Genomic DNA, 15504 nt, shown 5'->3' with positions numbered 1-15504 from the left:
TATGCGCTGTCTTCACTGCATCTGCCCCGCGTGTTTCTTGGGGCGCCCGCTTTCGAGGCGATGAATGAACCAAGATGATCAAAATTTCGGGTTCAGGCATGAAGAAACCGATATCGAGCAGGCTTATACAGTGCGTGAGAGGGCGCTGCAGGCGCTTCGCGACGGGCGCTTCGATCTTGCCGAGGAGGTGCTGGCGCGGGGCGAGCTGAAGCTTGAAACCGTGGTTGAGAATCTTCGCATCTATCATGCCGAGCTTCTCATCCAGAACGAGGAACTGCGCCGCAGCGAAGGCGAGCGTGAAGAGGCCCTTGGACGTTTCACGACCTTTTTCAATTCGCTCCCTATTGCCGAATTGATCGTCGATGCGCAGGGCTTGATCATGGATGCCAACCCGGAGGCCAGCCGGGTCTTTGCGCTCAAGCCGACACATCTGCATCAGCATTTCTTTGTCCGCCTGGTGGATGAAAAAGACCGTGGTCAGGTCATTCAGGCCTGGTCTCGCCTCGACACAGATCAAACCGTGATGCTGGCTGGGCTGCGTTTTCGCGGTGACGGCGACGAACTCTTTGTTGGCGACCTGCATGTCGCGCGTCTGAGCCTTGAGCGTGATAACCGGCGACGTTTTTTATGCGCCGTGCTTGATCGCACCGAAGAGGACAAGCAACGCCGTGACCTCAATACCGCCTACGAACGATTACGCGACAGCGAGGAACGCTATCGCGTGCTTGCTGAGTTTAGCCCGGACTGGGAATACTGGTCCTCGACCGAGGGCGATTTTCTCTATGTGTCCCCCGCTTGTGAGCAAGTCACAGGATTTCCCGCAGAAGATTTTCTCGAGGATGCCAATCTGCTCAAGCGCTTGATTCACACGGATGATCAGTCGAACTGGTTGGTGCATTTCAATCGCGAGTGCATGGAACCCGCTGACACTCAGCAGCGACTGGAATTCAGGCTTTTTGATCGCAATGGTGGGCTGCATTGGATCGAACATGTCTGCGCGCCTGTTTCCATGGGTGATGGGCGCCAACTCGGGCGTCGCGGGGTCAATCGCGACATCACCGAGCGCAAACTGGCCGAGGATGCGCGCGCGCGTAGCGATGCGCTTCTGCGGGCGATGGGACGCATGGCGCGTGTCGGCGGTTGGGAGCTTGACGCGGCAAGTGGTCAAATGCTGTGGACGGACTCGACCCGCGAGATTCACCAGGTTCGTGGGAACTATGAGCCTAGTCTGGTGCAGGCCATCGGCTTTTTTGATCCACAGTATCGCGATGAGGTGCAACATGCCATTGAACGCGCTTTGCGCGAGGGCGTGGCTTTTTCGCTTGAAGCCCGGCTGAGCACCGCCAAGGGGCAGCCCCTGTGGGTGAAGCTGGCCGGTGATCCTGTCTATCTGGACGGGGAAGTCACCAAACTGATCGGTTCGCTGCAGGACATTACCGAGAGGGTCGAGGCCGATCAAGCGCTGCGCGAGCATGAACTTCAGTATCGGGCGCTGTTTGAGTCGGCGAGTGAAGGCATGAGCCTGTTGGTTGATGGGCGCTTTATCAAATTCAACCAGGCGGCGCTGCGCATGCTCGGGTACCAGGATGAGTCCGCGCTTCTTGGCCGTCGCCCCTGGGAGCTGTCGCCCGCGACCCAGTCCGATGGTGAGTCATCGCTCGCCAAGGCCAAGGTACTGATAGCGCAGACTCTCGCGACCGGATCGACGCAAACTGATTGGTATCATCAGCGCGAGGATGGCAGCACCATCACGGTCGAGCTGAATCTGAGTCGCATCGAGTTGCAAGGCAAGCCGGCGTTGCTTGCCGCCTGGCGCGACATGACCTCCGAGCGAGCCGCGCGGGAGCGCGAAGTGCGTTCGCAGACAGTATTTGAAAAGACCTCCGAGGGAATTGTCTTCACCGACGCTAAAACGCGCGTCCTCATGGTCAACCCGGCCTTTACCGAGATCACCGGGTATGGCGAGAATGAAGTGCTGGGTGAGACGCCGCGACTGCTCCAGTCTGGTCGGCATGACAAGGCTTTTTACCAGGCCATGTGGGCGTCTATCAATGAGACCGGTTCCTGGCGTGGCGAGTTCTGGAACCGCCGCAAAAGCGGGGAAATCTATCCGCAGCAGTCGACCATCAGCGCGGTACACAATGATGCCGGCGAACTGACCGGTTATATCGGCGTCTTTGGTGACTTGAGCAATCTGCGTCGCTCGGAGGAAGCACTCTACCAGCTTGCGCATCATGATGTTTTGACCGGGCTGCCCAATCGCTCCTTGTTGCGCGCGAGCCTGGAGCAGTCCTTGGCGCGTGCGCGCCGCGGCGAGACATTGCTGGCGCTGCTGTTTTTCGATCTCGATCTGTTCAAGAATATCAATGAGACCCTGGGGCATCCGGTTGGGGATCGTCTGCTCCAGCATGTCGCGGGCGAACTCCAAAAGACCCTGGGCGAGGATTGTCTGGTCGCGCGCGTGGGTGGGGACGAGTTCATGCTGGTTGCCGAGGATCTAACTGATCCCAGCGACGCGGCCCGGCTGGCGGTGCGTATTCTGAACTGTTTCTCCGAGCCTTTTTCAGCCGATGGACGCGAGCTGTTCATCACGGCCAGCATTGGTATCAGTCTGTATCCATCCGATGGCGGAACCATCGAGGAATTGCAGAGCCATGCCGACCTTGCCATGTATCAGGCCAAGGAGTATGGCCGCAACACCTATCGCTTTTTTGAGGCCACCATGACGGCCGGCGTCAGTGATCGGTTGCAGCTGGAGTCAGCCCTGCGCGGAGCCCTGGCGCGCAATCAGATGTGGCTGGCTTATCAGCCGCAGATTTCCCTTGATGATGAGTCACTGATCGGTGTCGAGGCCTTGCTGCGCTGGGAGAATCCTGAGCTGGGCGCGGTCTCTCCCGGTGTGTTCATCCCCATTGCCGAGGAGATTGGACTGATTCGCGAGATTGGCGACTGGGTGCTGGAGCAGGCGGTGCGGCAGCTTGCACAATGGGACCAGGCGGGGGTTAGGATTCCGCGTCTCGCCATCAATCTGGCAATGCCCCAGATCGAGAGTCACGAACTGGTCGCGCAGGTACAAGCGGTTCTGGAGCGGGAGGGGGTGAGCCCAGAGCGCATTGAGCTCGAAGTGACCGAATCCATGCTGATGCGCCATCTCGATCAGGTCAGGTCGAACCTCGAGGCTTTGCGCAACATGGGCGTTTGTCTGGCGATCGATGACTTCGGTTCGGGTTACTCCTCGCTGCGGTATTTAAAGCGGCTACCCATTCACCGGCTAAAGATTGATCGCTCCTTTGTCGAGCATCTGACGCAGGATGCCAATGACGACGCCATTGTGCGCGCCGTCATTGTTCTTGGTCGGAGTCTCGGCCTCGCGGTGCTGGCGGAGGGAGTGGAAACCCGCGCGCAGGCGGATTTTCTCGCCACCGAGGGTTGCCATGAGGTTCAGGGCTTTTTGTTCGGACGCCCAGTGCCGCCGGAGGACATTCTCGCGCGCGCGCGGACATGAACCCCTCTGAAAGCCCTCCGCTCCGTGGTCCCAGGGTGCCCGAGTTGCTGCGCTCGGCGCGCTTGCTCGGGCCGCTCGTGTCGGTGCCGGTGGCGCTCCTGGTTGCAGTTCTGGTGTTAATCCTGCATTGGCTTGGTCTGCCGCCAGACGCAGGGGCTTGGCTCCTTGCGGTGTTGCTGGCCTTGGGGATTGCGTTCGGTGCTGCGCTGGTGGTGGGGCAACGTTTGTATTCGCAGTTGTTGCGCCCGCTCGCGCATCTGGAGGGGTCAGTCGCGCGCGTGTGCCAGGGCGAACCTGGTGCGAGTGAATCCCTGCGTCATGCGGGTGTGCTCGCCAATATGGCGCGCGACATCGGCAGCCTGAACGCCGAGCTGACTGATCTGTACGAAGACATGGACGCGCGCGTGGCGCGCCAAACCACCCGGCTCGCGCAAAAAACCGCCTCGCTCAAAATTCTCTACGATGTCGCCGCCGGCATCACCACGGCCGATAGTCTCGAGGAGATGCTGCTGCGCTTTTTGCGTGTTCTCAAAGAGATGGTCAATGGTCGAGCGGCCACGGTGCGGTTATTGATGCCGGATGGTCAGCAGCGTCTGATTGGTTCCATCGGTCTGGATAATGACCTCATCGCCAGCGCGGATAAGTCGCCGGTTGATCTGTGTCTGTGCGGCACTGTGCTGGTTCCCGGCGAGATTCTGTGCGACCACGATGCCCGCTATTGTTCGCGTATCTATGGGCGGCGGATGTTCGCAAGCAACGAGATAGAGGTGGTGACAGTGCCGCTGCAGCATCACGATGAGTTGTTTGGCGCCTATACCATTTTTGTTGATCGCCCTGGCGTCTCGGTGCGTGAGGATATTCTGGAGTTGCTGCGCACCATCGGCCAGCACATCGGCGTGGCCATCGCCAAGCATCGCTCGGATGAAGAAGCGCGGCGGCTGTCGATTGTCGAGGAACGCAGTACCCTGGGTCACGAGTTGCACGACTCCCTGGCGCAGACGCTGGCGAGCCTGCGGCTGAAAGTGCGGATGCTCGAGGATGCCCTGGTGGATGTGAGCTTGCCAAAGGATGCGCGGGTCGATCTCAATCGCCTGCGCAATGGCATCGATGAGGCCCACAACGAGCTACGCGAGCTGCTTTCGAGCTTTCGCGCGCCGCTTGATCGGCGCGGCTTGCTGCCGGCGCTGGAACATCTCGCCCAGCGATTTCGGCAGGAGACGGATATTCCAACCTTTTTTCAAGTGAGTTGTCGCCATCTCGAGCTCTCGGCAGCCGAGGAGTTGCACATCGTGCGCATTGCCCAGGAGGCGCTGAATAATGTGCGTAAACACGCGGATGCGCGCACTGTGCGGATGTTGCTCATGCAGGAGCCGGATGGTCGCATTGCCCTGCTGGTTGAAGACGATGGCGTCGGTTTTGTTGAACCAGACCATCAGGGACGGCCGGGGGAGCATATCGGACTATCCATTCTTGAGGAACGGGCGCGACGGATCGGCGCCGAGCTGAGCATCGAGACCGAGCCAGGGGAGGGCACCCGGGTGGAATTGCGCTTTGGCTCTGGTCAGGGCGGCGTCTATCCGCTGGGCACTCCGGCGCGGCGGGCCGCCTGATGCGCGTGCTGCTGATCGATGACCACGCGCTCTTTCGTGTCGGGCTGCTGGAACTACTCGAGCGCCGTGGTATCGAGGTGATTGATGCCGTGGGCGATTGGGAAGTGGGCCTGCGCCTGGCGCGCGATTGCGGTCCGGACGTGGTGCTGCTTGATTTGCGCATGCCGGTGATGAGCGGTATCGATGTGCTCAAACGTATGCGTGTCGATGGCATTGATAGGCGCGTTGCCATGCTAACCACTAGCACCGACGAGCGCGATCTGATCGGCTCGTTGCAGGCCGGCGCCAATGGCTACCTCCTCAAGGATATGGAACCGGACGAATTGGTTGCCGCATTGCGCGATATCCTTGCCGGGGAAACCGTGGTGGCGAAAGAATTGACCGGCGTTCTGGCGCGCGCCGTGCGCGATGAGAACAGCGCACCAGCGAAAGAACCGCGCTTTTCCGATTTGACCCCGCGTGAGATGGAGATTCTCTGTCAGCTCGCGGCCGGGCTCAGCAACAAAGCCATCGCGCGTGAACTCGGTATTACCGACGGCACCGTGAAGCTGCATGTCAAAGCCATTTTACGCAAGCTCGAGGTGCGTTCTCGGGTCGAGGCGGCGGTGATCGCGGTGGAACGCGGCCTGTGTTCAGATCAGACAAGCTAGTCTGATGCTGATTGAAGCGCCGATGCATCTTGCAGCACTTGAAGGAACCACGACTTCGACGATGAAAAAATTTATTGAGCTCATTCAGCACTGTCTGACCGACGTGCGCGAGATCATGCCATGGGATCTGGAGGAGCGCCTGGGGGAGAATCCCGATTTGCTCATTCTTGATGTGCGCGAGCCGGATGAATTCGATGCCATGCATATTACCGGCTCCATTCATGTGCCACGAGGCATTTTGGAATCTGCCTGCGAATGGGATTATGAGGAGACGGTCCCGGAGTTGGTGGAGGCGCGTGATCGCGAGATCGTGGTCGTCTGTCGCTCGGGTAACCGAAGCGTGTTGGCGGCCCATTCGATGCAGGTGTTGGGCTACTCCAATGTGGTCTCACTGCAAACCGGTTTGCGTGGCTGGAAAGACTACGACCAACCCCTAGTGACCGGCGCCGGCGAGGATGTCGATCTCGACGACGCCGATGTCTATTTCACCCCCGTGGTGCGTCCCGAGCAGCTCAAGCCGCGTTCAATGCGTTGAGGTCTTGAGATAGCCGATAGCCGCGGTTGTGAAGGGCCGCGGTGTGAGTCCAAGCCGGCTGAAGCCGTCCTCGGCGCAACAGTTACCGGCGACCAGCATCTTGAGCTGATCACGGGTGACAGGGAACCATGCGAAGCGCTCCATGACAGCGGCCACCGGGGCAATCAGCATGACTGGCGCCGGGAGCATGGTCTTTTTCTTGCCGCTGGCCGTGGCAATGGTGGTCAAAATCTCCTTCCAGCTGACCTCCTTGGGGCCGCACAGCGCATAGGTCTGACCGATGGTATCGGCGCGCGCGAGTGCTGTTGCAAAGGCGGCGGCCACATCCCCGACCCACACCGGCCCGAGCTTGAATTGCCCAGCCTTCAGCGGTAGCAGGCCCTGGTAAAACAGCGGCGCCGGCACCGGGCTGTCGATCAGCTCCGCTTTGAGTTGGCTACAAAATTCCATGCGGCCCTTGGGGTCGCCGAAAATCACCGACGGGCGGAAAATACTCCACTCAAGTCCCGAGGCCTTGAGCGCCGCCTCGGCCTGGAGTTTGGTGCGTTGATAAGGTGTTTCCCCGGCATCAATGCCGTTGGCGCTCATCAGCAGGAATCGCGTCACGCCAGCTTCCTTCGCGGCGGCGATGCTGCGTTCGACACCTAGAAACTGCAGCAGCTCGAAGGTGATGCCCGCGGCTGCGTTCTCGCGCAGCAGTCCGACCAGGTAGATCACAGCGTCACTCCCGGCGATGCAGACGCGCAGGCTGTCAGGGTCTTCTAGCCGGCCTTCGACTTGGGTGCAGTGCGGATGTTCGACCGCCTTGGCGGCGCTGCCCGGGCGTACCAGCAGCCGCAGCTCATGACCATCCGCCAGCAGGCGATCAACAATCGCCTGGCCGACAAAACCGGTACCGCCGATGAGACTGATTTTCATGGGTCGATCTCCTGAATCGAGTCGTCATTTCGAGGCACCATCCCAGCGGACGGCGCGCTGTTTGTTGTGCGGGATGCTATAACTGTGATCGCTGGTGATAGCCGGTCAGCCGCTTTGTTGCCTATTGTCGGATTGCTCCAGCAACCTCGGAGGCAGTTGGGCAGGATGCCTGCGCGAAGATGTGGACATTTGGCTCTTACCCTTGGTCATTAGCAGGCCAGACGGAATCGCGCGACCACTAACAGGCGACTTGGGAGCCGGGATGGAGGTTATGCACGCCGGATCGCATTTGGCGCCGTTTGAATAATTATTCAAGCGTCGGCTCATCTGGCGGAACTTCTTTTTGATTTCAACAAAGGCGGCGGCGATGGCGTCATCGGCGCTCTTGCGCGCCTGGCGCACAATGATCTGTTGGCGATCGGCAACGGATGTGCGCAACTCGCAGCGCACGCGGTGACCTTTGAGAGCGTCAAACTCCTCCCCGATGTGGGCAATGAGCTCGATGCGATAACTGGGAAACCGGGCCAGAAATGCCTCGGCTTGAGAGCGAATGTGACGGCACAACTGGCCATCGAGGGCGAGCATGTCCCCTTGAATCTCTACGTGCATTCAAAACCTCGTGAATGATGCTACTCGTTAGCGTCACTGTGGCGCTGCTTGGTTCTTTTTGGCCCATCTTGCCTGCGCTTGCAAGCATTGTTTCTGTCCGCCCATAGTCTTGGACGTCCGGTAAAATCATCATGCTTTCTTTTGGCTTGCATTTTTTATGCGCTAAACTTTATCAAGTCTAGTCGTGATCAATGTTGTATTGACAGCATTTTATAGCTGATCTAGCTAGCGTCTGGGGGCAAGTATCAGGGGTACTGGTATCGGTGCCACCTTGAGTGGGGGCTGTCCATCCTGGGTGCCCCATGGTAGCGACCCCAAGGTAGCCACCGATGAGATCAGGAGGTCAGTACCATGAACAATGCTACCTGCCGCCCTTGCGGCGAAGCGCCCGGACTCAGTCGCTCACTTGCTTCACCTGGTCGCTTACGACGCCAACTGGTGACTCTGATGCTGGCCGGGACTCTGGCCGGGACTCTGGTCTGGACTCTGGTCTGGACTCTGGTCTGGACTCTGGTCTGGGCTCTGGCCGAGACGCTGATGATAGCTTTGTGCATGCCTCGACCTCGCAAAGCGAGGTGCGTCTTGCGTCTCTGAGCCAGTCCTAGTGGCGCAAGCGACTTTTTGGTGCAGGCACCTTTATGACCGGGCCGCTGGTGGCGCAGCAGATGTCCGAAAATGGAAATTCGCCTTTTGGTGAACTTTGATGCAAAATGCCGGGTCGGAATAGGCGGCATGGGCCGCTCTTCCGAACCTAAGGCAAGCCCTGGGGCCTGGTCGCCCCAATGGCCCATGGAATCTTGTCGCGCACTGGCGCGACTTCAAGTTTATCGCTAGTTTAGGAGACGACAAATGTCCGATAAGCCAATGAATCAGAGCCGTCGTGATGCCGTCAAACTCGTTCTCGGTGGTTTGGCCACGGTGCCTCTGATGAACCTGGTCGGCATGGCCGCTGCTCAGGCCGAGGAACTGCCGCATGTCGATCCGGCCACTGATCCGACCGCGCAGGCCCTAAAATACGTCAATGACGCGACCAAGTCAGAGCGCGAGCAGGCTAAGCGCGACGGTTTGCCACCAAACGAGCAGCACTGTGCCAACTGTCAGTTCGTGCTGGCTGATTCCGGCGAGTGGCGTCCTTGCAGCCTGTTCCCAGGCAAAGCCATCAACGAGAATGGTTGGTGCTCATCCTGGACTCTCAAGGCTGCTTGATCGTTTCGGGTCTCTTCGCGACCATCTCGACGGGGGTCGCATCTTCAGATGCGGCCCCTATGATCCATCGAGTTATCGACCCATTATTGACCCGTTATTGACCCAGTCGATCATTTAGCTTGTTCTTCTAGGCGATCATTCGCAAAACTGCCCCTCTCACTTTTCAGTGACTGCCTGCTCTGACCGCCTAATCCTAATCTTTCCGCCCCGATTGATTGCCTCACCCGATTGATTGCCTCAGGGTTGGGGTTCTATCATGAGTTCCTGGTGTGAGCTCTGCCTTGTGTAAGCTCCTGTTTAGCGGGCTATGTTGGCTTCGCTTCAGTCTGTTGGCCCTCTCCAGGTTCAAGTCTGGTTCAGGTTCGGCTCAGGTTCGGCTCAGTGTGGTTCTCTCACCAGGGCGACCATCCATCCTGTCATGTTCCATCCGGGGCCCCGGTGTCTGGTGCATGCGGTTTTTCAGTCAGTATCATCGATCAACAGATGACGAATTCAACTTATGCCGCGGCGGCATCGGAAAAACGCCATATAATGCTGCGCGCGCTCATTTGGGCCATTGTTGGCGTCATTTACGCGCCACTTTTCGTGGCACTTGAAGATCTCTTCCGTTTGGCGAATCTTGGCTCTTGGGCCTTTGTCCCTGCGGCGGCCCTGGCTGGTGGTGCTGGCTCCATGTTGTACGGCGCGCGTCAGGTCGCTGTTGCCGCGAGCCTGATCGGAGTGTCGACCGGGTCCATCATACTGCTGGTTCCAGGTGCCGCGACGGCCCTGTGGCAGCCTGCTTTTGTCGGCTTGGTGGCGGGCATCGCTGGGGGGTTCTTTGTCAGTTTTCCGAGTGCCTGCACCTCTCATGTTGTCGCGAAGGCGGTGGCAGGCATGGCTTCTGGTGCCTTCTGCGGTGCCTTGCTGGCGCTGGCAGCACCCTATTTCCCGGTAGTAGGACAGCTTGAGATTGTCACCGTGGCCTTTTTAGTGTCCGTCAATGGTGTCATCTATGTCGTGACAATCCGGCCTTGGGTGCGTTTCCTTGCAGGGGTGGATGGGCTGGATAACCGTTGGAAAGAGGCGCTTGTGATCGGTGTGGTCTCCATGCTAACAGCCGCAAGCGTTTGGATTGTGTCAAAGTCGATTGCCGGCGATGTCTCCAGTCCAATGGCGATGGCGCTGATGGCCTTACCCGACAGTTTGCCAGGCACGCTGATGGCGGGCGCGGTTGCTGGCGCCATTACAGGGGCGTTGCTCGAGATTTTTCGTTTTCGCTGGGTGTTTGATGTTTAAAGCGATGAGGTGTGCAGATTCTCTCTTGAGCGCGCCGCTTGGTCTGGTGGGGAATGCCATCGGCAAGTTATTTGATTCTTGGTCAAGGTACGATGTCAGCGCGCAGCAAAAGCAGCCAGCGCTGGCTTGAGCGCCAACGGCGTGACCCTTATGTCAAGCAGGCGCAGGCCCAGGGTTATCGCTCGCGAGCAGCCTATAAGCTGATCGAAATCGACACCAAGGACCGGCTGCTGCGACCGGGAATGCGGGTGCTTGATTTGGGCGCTGCCCCAGGTGGCTGGTCGCAGGTGGTGGCCGCGCGCCTTGGGGGGCGTGGGCAGGTGATTGCCCTCGATCTGCTGCCGATGGACCCCTTGCCGGGTGTGGTCTTCGTTCAGGGCGATTTTACCGAGGACTTGCTCCTTGAGCGGATCGACTTGGTTCTGGATGGAGAACTCCTTGACCTTGTGCTTTCCGACATGGCCCCAAATGTTTCTGGCATGCGGGCGGTGGATCAGCCGCGATCTATCTATCTTTGCGAGTTGGCGCTGGACTTGGCGACCAGAGTGCTGCAATCTGGAGGTCATCTGGTGGTCAAGACATTTCAAGGTGAGGGCTTTGACCCACTCGTGCGCGAACTGCGCCGCTGTTTCGAGCGGGTGGTGACGCGCAAGCCGGATGCCTCCCGGGCTAACAGCCGTGAGACCTACCTGGTTGCCAAGGGTTTTCGCCCAGCTTGCCGGGCAGTCACCAAAACAGGTCCGGGTCAAGGCCCTGTTAGTGTAGGGGCTTAGGCTGATGCGACAGGCTGACTTTGGCTTTGCGCGTCTACCTGTGTCAGGATGCGGGGGTGGCAACCCGGGTTGATCACCCGGTATTGATCAATACCGCCTGATCGACTCAATAATCGACTCAATAATCGACTCAATTATTGACTCAATAATTAAGTCAATGATCGACAAGGTGTCCGGCCATGCCGGACGATTTTCGGAGAGACTGCGTCTGTGAGTGATATGGCAAAGAATCTGCTTTTGTGGGTGGTCATAGCGATTGTGCTGATGTCCGTCTTTAACAATTTCACCACGGCTCCAACCACGCCGCGGACCATGGCCTACTCGGATTTTCTCGAGCAGGTGCAGCAAGGTCAGGTTAGGGAAGTGGTGGTCAAGGGACGTACCATTGAGGGGGAAAGCGTCGACGGTCGCCGCTTCACCACCTACAGTCCGGGCGATGACGGCTTGGTGGGTGATCTGCTTAATAACAATGTCGAGATCAAGGCCGCGCCGCCGGAGAAGCAGTCACTGCTGATGCAGATCCTGATCAACTGGTTCCCGCTATTCATTCTGATCGGCCTGTGGATTTTCTTCATGCGCCAGATGCAGGGCGGCGCCGGCGGTCGCGGGGCCATGTCCTTCGGCAAGAGCAAGGCGCGCATGCTGAGCGAGGATCAGGTCAAGGTGACCTTCGCGGATGTCGCCGGGGCCGAAGAGGCCAAGGACGAAGTGGTCGAGGTTGTCGATTTCCTCAAAGATCCGTCGAAATTTCAAAAGCTTGGCGGAAAAATTCCCAAGGGTGTGCTCATGGTGGGGCCGCCCGGCACGGGTAAGACGCTGCTTGCGCGCGCCATCGCTGGCGAGGCCAAGGTGCCTTTCTTCACCATCTCAGGCTCGGACTTTGTCGAGATGTTTGTGGGTGTTGGTGCCTCGCGCGTGCGGGATATGTTCGAGCAGGCCAAGAAGCATGCTCCTTGCATTATCTTCATCGACGAAATCGACGCCGTTGGTCGTCATCGCGGCGCCGGTCTCGGCGGTGGTCATGACGAGCGCGAGCAGACGCTCAACCAATTGCTGGTGGAGATGGACGGCTTCGAGGGCACCGAGGGCATTATTGTCATCGCCGCCACCAACAGGCCCGATGTGCTTGATCCGGCCTTGTTGCGTCCCGGTCGTTTCGATCGTCAGGTGGTGGTGCCCCTGCCCGACGTGCGCGGACGCGAGCAAATTCTGAAGGTCCACATGCGTAAGGTGCCAACCGCCGAGGATGTGAAGGCATCCATCATCGCGCGTGGCACGCCCGGCTTCTCGGGTGCCGATCTGGCCAATTTGGTCAATGAGGCAGCGCTTTTCGCCGCGCGCTCCAACAAGCGTTTGGTGGATATGCAGGATCTGGAAAAGGCCAAGGACAAAATCATGATGGGTGCCGAGCGGCGCTCCATGGTGATGTCCGATGACGAGAAAAAGCTCACGGCTTATCACGAGTCTGGTCACGCCATCGTTGGACGCCTGGTGCCCCAGCATGACCCGGTGCACAAGGTCAGTATCATTCCGCGCGGTCGGGCGTTGGGCGTGACCCTGTTCCTGCCGGAGGATGATCGCTTCAGCTACAGTAAGCAGCGGCTCGAGAGTCAGATCTCCAGTCTCTTTGGCGGGCGTATCGCCGAGGAATTGATCTTTGGACCAGAAATGGTCACCACCGGTGCCTCGAACGACATTCAGCGTGCCACCGAGCTGGCGCGCAACATGGTCACCCGTTGGGGTCTGTCCGACCGGCTCGGTCCGCTGTCCTACGGGGAGGACGAACAAGAGGTCTTTCTCGGTCATTCTGTCACTCAGCACAAATCGGTCTCGGATGAAACCTCGCATGTGATCGACGAGGAAGTGCGCAGCGTGATTGATCGAAATTACGAGCGTGCCAAGCATCTGTTGAACGAAAACATGGAGAAACTCCATCACATGGCGGCGGCCTTGATTAAGTACGAAACCATCGATCTTGATCAAATCAACGACATCATGGATGGCCGTGATCCGCGTCCACCCAAGGACTGGGATAACGATACCCAACGCCCGCCAGGTGGCAGCGCCAAGGCACCCGCGACCGCGAATGAGGACGGCAAGGCTGTCAGCGGCATTGGTCCTATCGGCGATCCCGCGGGCGAGCATTGACGCCACATCCAAGTCAGGTCTCAGTGATGGGCGTGCTCAATGTCACGCCCGACTCCTTCTCTGATGGCGGGCGCCATGCCGATGCCCAGGCCGCCTGTGACCATGCCCATGCGATGGCCGAGGCGGGGGCGGCGATCATCGATATCGGCGGTGAGTCGACGCGGCCTGGCGCCGCCGCAATTAGTGGCGCCGAGCAGTTGCGACGGGTGATTCCCGTGATTGCCAGGATCGCGTCGACTCTGGAGACCGTGATCTCGGTCGATACCTCCGATCCTTTGGTCATGCGTGAAGCCGTCGCCGCTGGCGCCGGTATGATCAATGACATCCGTGCATTGCAGGCGCCTGGCGCCATGGAAGCGGCCTCCGAGTTACAAGTGCCGGTGGTGCTGATGCACATGCAGGGCGAGCCCAAGACGATGCAGCAGCAACCGGACTATACCGATGTGGTCGCTGAGGTCGCGGGCTTTCTGCAATCGCGCATGAATGCCGCCCAAGATGCCGGCATTCCATTCGAGCGACTGCTGATAGACCCGGGATTTGGTTTCGGCAAGCGCCTGGAGCATAATCTGCAACTCTTGGCGCGACTTGAGTCCATTGTGGCACTGGGGGCGCCGGTGCTGGTGGGGCTGTCGCGTAAATCCATGCTCGGCGCCGTGACTGGCGCGGATCTGAACGAGCGTCTACCGGCGGGCCTGGCAGCCGCCGTCATGGCGGTGGAGCGGGGCGCGGCCATTGTACGGACGCATGATGTTGCCGCGACCGTGCAGGCCATGAAGATGGTCCAGGCGACGCGCATCGCGGCCTAGGTCGCTTCCCGTCAAACAGCCGCTTCATCCCGCGGTTTGGTGCCGCACTCTGAGCTTTATTGACACATCAGCTCGCCACGTCGAGCTTGATATCTTGGTAAAAGACAAGCGCATGCGAAAATACTTCGGAACCGATGGGATTCGCGGCCGTGTGGGTGACCCAAGCGTTAGCCCGGACTTTGTGCTCAAACTCGGCTGGGCCGCCGGGCGGGTGTTGGCGCGCCATGGCAATGGTCGCAAGGTGCTGATCGGCAAGGACACTCGAATTTCTGGCTATATGTTTGAATCCGCCTTGGAGGCGGGACTGGTCGCGGCCGGATTGGATATCCGTCTGCTCGGTCCCATGCCGACCCCAGGTGTGGCCTATCTGACCCGCACGCTGCGCGCGGTGGCGGGAATTGTTATCACCGCATCCCATAATCCCTACCAGGACAACGGTATTAAGTTCTTCTCCGGGTCCGGGGATAAGTTGCCTGATGAAACCGAGCGCGCGATTGAAGAAGAACTCGAACTGCCGCTTGAGGCAGTGACCGCGAGCGAGCTTGGCAAAGCCAAACGGGTCGAGGATGCAAGCGGACGTTATATCGAGTTCTGCAAAAGTACGGTGCCGGCTTGGTTTTCTCTAAAGGGTTTGAGGATTGTGGTGGATTGCGCTCATGGTGCGACTTACAACATAGCGCCTTATGTGTTCGATGAGCTTGGCGCGCAAGTTGTTAGCCTGGGTGTCGATCCGGATGGCTTCAATATCAACCAATCCGTTGGATCCTTGCATCCGGAAACCTTGCAGCAGACTGTCCGGCGGGAACAGGCCGATCTGGGCATCGCTTTCGATGGTGATGGCGACCGGGTGCTGATGGTGGATGCCAACGGGCGTCTGATCGATGGTGATGTGCTGCTCTATCTGATCGCCAAGTCGCGTCTGGAGATGGGCTGTCTTAAGGGGCCCGTGGTTGGTACCCTGATGAGCAATCTCGCACTTGAGCAGGCCCTGCGGCAACTGGGTATCGACTTTGCGCGGGTGAAGGTTGGGGATCGTTATATCATGGAGCGGCTCAAGGCGGATGATGGCATTCTTGGGGGGGAGCCCTCCGGTCATATCATTTGCCGGGACCGCACCTCTACCGGTGATGGCATCATCGCCGCCCTGCAGGTGTTGGCGGCACTGGCGAGCTCAGAGCAAAGCCTGGCGGATGGCGCGAACGCAGTGGCGCATTATCCGCAGGCGCTGATCAACCTGCGTTTGGAAAAACAGGGCGATGTCATTAACCGACCTGAGGTGCAGCATGCGGTGCGTGCGGTTGAGGAGCGTTTGGGCGAGCAGGGTCGGGTACTTCTGCGGCCATCGGGTACCGAGCCTGTCGTGCGGGTGATGGTGGAAGGTCGCGACCGCGATCAGGTTGAAAAGATGGCAGCAGAGCTTGCAGATTGTGTTCGCGCGCAAGTGAGTGCCTGACAACCAGCGGCTG

At 59.1% G+C, this 15504-nt stretch carries 12 protein-coding genes; 10 read left to right on the top strand and 2 right to left on the bottom strand.

The genetic code is table 11. The features are described 5' to 3' along the window. Window positions 1-64: 64 nt before the first annotated feature. From Thiowin_RS17755 to Thiowin_RS17740, 4 genes are all read left to right on the top strand, one after another. On the top strand, window positions 65-3505 hold the full coding sequence (locus tag Thiowin_RS17755; protein WP_328984301.1) for an EAL domain-containing protein: 3441 nt from the start codon (window positions 65-67) through the stop codon (window positions 3503-3505). Further along, a complete protein-coding gene (locus tag Thiowin_RS17750; RefSeq protein WP_328984300.1) occupies window positions 3502-5115 on the top strand; it encodes an ATP-binding protein in 1614 nt (537 codons plus the stop codon). Before Thiowin_RS17755 ends, Thiowin_RS17750 begins: the two co-directional genes overlap by 4 nt. Beyond that, window positions 5115-5765, top strand: coding sequence for a response regulator (locus Thiowin_RS17745; RefSeq protein ID WP_328984299.1), 651 nt, complete (start codon window positions 5115-5117; stop codon window positions 5763-5765). The genes Thiowin_RS17750 and Thiowin_RS17745 overlap by 1 nt, the downstream gene beginning before the upstream one ends. Before the next feature lie 61 nt (window positions 5766-5826). Then, the gene (locus tag Thiowin_RS17740) at window positions 5827-6300 is read left to right on the top strand and encodes a rhodanese-like domain-containing protein (RefSeq protein ID WP_328984298.1); all 474 of its coding nucleotides are present in this window, start codon (window positions 5827-5829) and stop codon (window positions 6298-6300) included. Here Thiowin_RS17740 and Thiowin_RS17735 read toward each other — a convergent pair. Next, on the bottom strand, window positions 6289-7218 hold the full coding sequence (locus Thiowin_RS17735) for an NAD(P)H-binding protein (RefSeq protein ID WP_328984297.1): 930 nt from the start codon (window positions 7216-7218) through the stop codon (window positions 6289-6291). The genes Thiowin_RS17740 and Thiowin_RS17735 overlap by 12 nt on opposite strands. 105 nt (window positions 7219-7323) lie before the next feature. Beyond that, window positions 7324-7827, bottom strand: a complete 504-nt coding sequence (locus Thiowin_RS17730) for a hypothetical protein (protein ID WP_328984296.1) — start codon at window positions 7825-7827, stop codon at window positions 7324-7326. Window positions 7828-8676: 849 nt separating this feature from the next. Between Thiowin_RS17730 and Thiowin_RS17725 the strand changes: the two genes are divergently transcribed. The 6 genes from Thiowin_RS17725 to glmM all read left to right on the top strand — a co-directional run bounded on the left by Thiowin_RS17725 (window position 8677) and on the right by glmM (window position 15491). After that, a complete protein-coding gene (locus Thiowin_RS17725; RefSeq protein WP_328984295.1) occupies window positions 8677-9033 on the top strand; it encodes a high-potential iron-sulfur protein in 357 nt (118 codons plus the stop codon). Between the two features lie 483 nt (window positions 9034-9516). Then, complete coding sequence (locus Thiowin_RS17720) at window positions 9517-10311, top strand: hypothetical protein (protein ID WP_328984294.1); 795 nt, start codon at window positions 9517-9519, stop codon at window positions 10309-10311. A 92-nt stretch (window positions 10312-10403) separates the two neighbouring features. Beyond that, window positions 10404-11084 carry a 23S rRNA (uridine(2552)-2'-O)-methyltransferase RlmE gene (rlmE, locus tag Thiowin_RS17715; protein ID WP_328984293.1) on the top strand — a complete coding sequence of 227 codons (681 nt, stop codon included), beginning with the start codon at window positions 10404-10406 and terminating at the stop codon, window positions 11082-11084. Between the two features lie 219 nt (window positions 11085-11303). Next, the gene (ftsH, locus tag Thiowin_RS17710) at window positions 11304-13232 is read left to right on the top strand and encodes an ATP-dependent zinc metalloprotease FtsH (RefSeq protein ID WP_328988115.1); all 1929 of its coding nucleotides are present in this window, start codon (window positions 11304-11306) and stop codon (window positions 13230-13232) included. A gap of 26 nt (window positions 13233-13258) precedes the next feature. Continuing rightward, entirely contained in the window at window positions 13259-14038 is a 780-nt protein-coding gene (gene folP / locus Thiowin_RS17705; protein ID WP_328984292.1) for a dihydropteroate synthase, read from the top strand. 112 nt (window positions 14039-14150) lie between these two features. Beyond that, window positions 14151-15491, top strand: coding sequence for a phosphoglucosamine mutase (gene glmM / locus Thiowin_RS17700; RefSeq protein WP_328984291.1), 1341 nt, complete (start codon window positions 14151-14153; stop codon window positions 15489-15491). Window positions 15492-15504 lie beyond the last annotated feature (13 nt).

Origin of the sequence: Thiorhodovibrio winogradskyi (assembly GCF_036208045.1) — a bacterium.
In the GTDB taxonomy this organism is placed as follows: domain Bacteria; phylum Pseudomonadota; class Gammaproteobacteria; order Chromatiales; family Chromatiaceae; genus Thiorhodovibrio; species Thiorhodovibrio winogradskyi.
The sequence above is the reverse complement of the archived record's forward strand: the minus strand, read 5'-3'. Positions and strand labels throughout refer to the sequence as shown.